The organism is Streptomyces sp. NPDC020965 (assembly GCF_044333555.1).
Lineage (GTDB): Bacteria > Actinomycetota > Actinomycetes > Streptomycetales > Streptomycetaceae > Streptomyces.
In genome coordinates, this window is record NZ_JBIRRE010000032.1 from 1 (window position 1) to 4,640 (window position 4,640).

The window sequence follows — 4,640 nt, forward strand, 5'->3', positions numbered from 1 at the left end:
GCCCCAACACCCCCACCCAACTCAGGAAGATCAAGCACCGCCCACTCACCCACATCCCGACCACTCACCCCAACCGGACCAGCAAACGGACCCCATTGGACTTCGTACAAGTCGCGCTGCTCGTTGGCCCGGACCTGATCGGCGGTAACCGAGCGCAGCACCAGCGACCCCACCGAGAGCACCGGCGCACCGGTCACATCAGTTGCCAGTACCTCGATCGCGTCATCGGCCGCCGACCGCAGTCGCACCCGGAGCACCGATGCACCGCTCGCATGCAATGACACACCGTTCCAGGAGAACGGCAACATGCCCTTCTCCCGGCTGCCCATGAGCCCCGTGCCGTGCAGCGCGGCGTCAAAAAGGGCAGGGTGGATGCCGAACTCGGCGGCTGTGTCCTGCTCGCTCTCCGGCAGCTCCACCTCGGCGAACACCTCGTCGCCCCGGCGCCAGGCAGCACGCAAGCCCCGGAACGCCGGACCGTACCCGTAGCCACTCGCGTCGAGCTGTGCGTAAAAGTCTTCGATCGCCACCGGGGTCGCGTCTCGGGGCGGCCACACCGACAGATCAGCGTCGGCAGGGTCTTCCGTTCCGGCCGTCACCGTGCCGACAGCGTGATGGGTCCAGGCGTCCTGGTCCTGCCAGCCGCTCTCGCTGTGCGGGCGGGAGTAGATGTCCACGGAGCGGAACCCCGACTCCTCGGCACCGACCACCACCTGGACGTCCACCGCCTCGTCGCCGGTGAGCACCAGCGGAGCGTGCAGCACCAGCTCTTCCACTCGGCCGCAGCCAACCTGGTCACCGGCGCGTACAGCCAACTCCACAAACGCCGTCCCCGGCAGCAGCACCGAGCCCAGCACCACATGATCAGCCAGCCACGGATGAGAGCCGAGGGACACCCGGCCGGTCAGCACGACCACATCGCCCTCGGCCACCGAAACAGCCGCTCCCAGCAGCGGATGTCCGACGGCCCCCAGGCCCAGTGAACCCACGTCGCCCACTGCCCCCGCCCGCCCGGACAGCCAGAACCAGTCACGCTGGAAGGCGTAGGTGGGGAGGTCGACCCGGCGCGTGTCGAGGTCGGTGAAGGCGGCCGTGTTCCAGTCGATGGGGAGGCCGGCGACGAAGAGTTGGGCGGCGGCGGTGAGGAAGGCTTCGTGTTCGTTCTCGTCACGGCGGAGAGTTCCGATGGAGAGACCGGTGGCTTCGGCCTGGTCGAGGGTGTCCTGAACGCTCATCGCCAGGACGGGGTGAGGGGATATCTCCACGAAGGCGGTGAGACCGTCGGTGATCAGGGCCTGGACGGTCTCGTGGAAGCGGACCGTGCCCCGGATGTTGTCGAACCAGTAGCCGGCGTCCATGACCGATGTGTCGATACGAGCAGCGCTCACCGTGGAGTACAGCGGGATACGGGAGGTCCTGGGCTCGATCCCGGACAGCAGGGACGCCAATTCCTCGCGGATACGTTCCATATGGGCGGAGTGGGACGCATAGTCCACCGGCACCCACTTCGTCCGCACACCTTCAGCGCTGAGTCGCTCCACCACCGGGGTGAGGGCGGACCGGTCTCCCGACAACACCACGGACGACGGCCCATTGACAGCGGCCAGGGACACACCGTCCCCGGTCAACGCCTCAGCCTCGGCGGCGGGAAGTGCGACGGACACCATCGCGCCGTCACCCGCCATCGCCCGTACCGCACGGCTCCGCAACGCCACAACCTGCGCAGCGTCCTCCACCGACAACGCTCCCGCCACACACGCGGCGGCAATCTCCCCCTGCGAATGACCCACCACCGCGGCCGGAACAACACCCCACGACTCCCACACCGCCGCCAGGGACACCATCACGGCCCAGAGGACGGGCTGGACCACATCCACCCGTTCCAGACCAGGAGCCCCGGACTCACCCCGTACAACATCGATCAGCGACCAGTCCACCAACGGGTCCAACGCAGCCGCGCACTCATCCAATCGCCCCCGGAACACAGGCGAAGAGGCGTACAACTCACGTCCCATCCCCACCCACTGCGACCCCTGACCCGGGAACACAAACACAGCCCGGTTCAACGACACATCCCCAGACGCCTGAACCAGCCCCGGCCACGGCGCCCCCTCAGCAGCCGCCGCCAACCCATCAAGCAGCGCCTCACGCTGGGAACCCAGCACCACCAGCCGGTCCTCGAACACCGACCGCGACGACAACAACGAGAAACCCACATCCACCGGACGGTCCTCAGGCCGCTCCAACAGCCACTCCCGCAACCGCGCCGCCTGCGCCCGGACACCGTCGGCACCACGGCCCGACAGCACCCACGGCACCAGGGACTCATCGTCAGTCGTGGACACCTCGGTGTCACCGTCGTCCAGCGCCTGCTCCAGAATCACATGCGCGTTCGTACCGCTCACGCCGAACGACGACACCGCGGCCCGCCTGGGCCGGCCCGTCTCGGGCCACGGGGTGGCCTCGGTCAGCAGCTCGACCGCACCGCTCGCCCAGTCGACATGTGGCGACGGCTCATCGACATGCAGCGTCGCCGGGAGCACACCGTGCCGCAGCGCCAACACCATCTTGATCACACCCGCCACACCCGCAGCGGCCTGCGTATGGCCAATGTTCGACTTCAACGAACCCAACCGGATGGGACGACCCTCCGGCCGGCCCTGCCCATAGGTCGCCAGCAGCGCCTGCGCCTCGATCGGGTCACCCAGGGTGGTGCCGGTGCCGTGCGCCTCCACCACATCCACATCAGCAGTCGACAGATCCGCGGCCGCCAGCGCCTGACGGATCACCCGCTGCTGCGACGGACCATTCGGCGCCGTCAACCCATTACTCGCACCATCCTGATTCACCGCGCTGGAACGAACCACCGCAAGGATGGGGTGACCGAGCCGCTGGGCGTCCGAGAGCCGCTCCACAAGGAGCGTTCCGACACCCTCGGCCCAGGCAGTACCGTCCGCTGCCGCCGAGAACGCCTTGCACCGGCCGTCCTCGGCAAGGCCGCGCTGACGGCTGAAGTCCACAAAGGCGCCCGGGGTCGCCATCACGGTGACGCCACCTGCGAGGGCCATCGAGCACTCGCCCTGACGCAGGGCATGGGCAGCAAGATGCAGCGCGACCAGCGACGACGAACACGCCGTGTCCACCGTCACCGCCGGACCCTCAGTCCCCAACACATACGCCACCCGGCCGGACGCCACACTCCCCGCGTTCCCGGTCCCGAGATAACCCTCCAGCTCGTCCGGCACCGAACCGATCTGAGAGAGGTAGTCGTGATAGCTCAGTCCCGTGAACACACCCGTGGCGCTGCCCCGCAGTGACATGGGGTCGATCCCGGCGCTCTCTATCGCCTCCCACGAAGTCTCCAGAAGGAGGCGCTGTTGGGGATCGATCGCCAGGGCCTCGCGCGGCGAGATCCCGAAGAAGCCGGGATCGAACTCACCGGCCTCGTGCAGGAAACCGCCTTCCTGGGTGTACGAGGTCCCTTGTCGCTGCGTCTCCGGGTCGTACAGGTTCCCGGTGTCCCAGCCACGGTTCGTGGGGAAGCCGGATATGCCTTCCCCACCGCTCACCACCAGATTCCACAACTGCTCCGGGGACGACACTCCGCCGGGGAAACGGCAGGCCATGCCGATGACCGCAAGCGGCTCCCCCTGCTTCTCCAGGATTTCAGCCTTCTCATCCTTGAGAGTCTGAATCTCCTTGAGCGAATCCCGCAGCGCCTCGATCAGCTCCTTGGACTCCATTACCCCTCTTCTCCCTGAGAATCCGCTGCGGAGTTGCGTTGCATCTTGTTGCGGAGAGCCAGATTGAGCAGCTCGACCGCGTCCATATCATCGATCTCGGGTCGGGGCTCCGGCTCTTCCACGGTCTTCTCGGCCGGTTCACCATCCAGCAGCCCCATGACCATGGCCACCACTCCGGCGTCCTGGAGCTTCTGGTAGTCGACTTGTTGCAGTGCCGACCAGAAATCGCTCTGAACGGCCGATGTCGTCATCGCTCCGAATGAACTACCCAGGAGTTCCTTGCACAGATGATCGGAGATCGCCTCGCAGGTGGGGTAATCGAATATCAGCGTTGCCGGAAGCCGCAACCCTGTAGCGCTGTTGAGTCGGTTACGCAGTTCAACGGCGGTGAGTGAGTCAAAGCCGAGTTCACGGAATGTCCGAGTCTCGACGATGTTCTCGGCATGCGCATGGTTGAGCACGGCGGCTACTTCCGTGCGGACCATATCCAGCACCGCCTGGCGCTGTTCGCCATCGGTCAGGCTGTTCAGACGCTCGGCGAGAGCCGATACGGCTCCCCTCTCGGGGGCGCCGGCCTCATCCTCGGCGAGGAGCGCGGCCACCTCCGGTATTTCGTGCAGCAGCGGCCGGGGGCGGGCCAGGGCGAACGCGGGGTAGAACTTCGCCCAGTCGATGTCGGCGACGGTGATGGTGGTCTCGTCCTTCTCGATGGCCTCCTCCATCGCCGCGATGGCGATATCGGGATCGAGCGGAACGAAGCCTCGGCTGACCAACTGGTCCTGGGATCCTTCCGGTCCATGAGCCATTCCGCCGTCGGCCCACGGGCCCCACGCGATCGACACAGCCGGCAACCCACGACCCCGCCGATACTCCGCCAACCCATCCAAAAACGCATTC

General features: G+C 66.7%; 2 protein-coding genes. Both read right to left on the reverse strand.

Annotation, left to right across the window (positions count from 1 at the left end; all coding sequences use genetic code 11):
* The coding region (locus ACH4S7_RS36465; RefSeq protein WP_398525732.1) for a type I polyketide synthase at nucleotides 1-3,743 on the reverse strand (3,743 nt) is incomplete at its 3' end.
* Nucleotides 3,743-4,640, reverse strand: an 898-nt coding sequence (locus ACH4S7_RS36470) for a beta-ketoacyl reductase (protein ID WP_398525733.1), incomplete at its 5' end; no start/stop codon positions are given. The genes ACH4S7_RS36465 and ACH4S7_RS36470, both read right to left, overlap by 1 nt.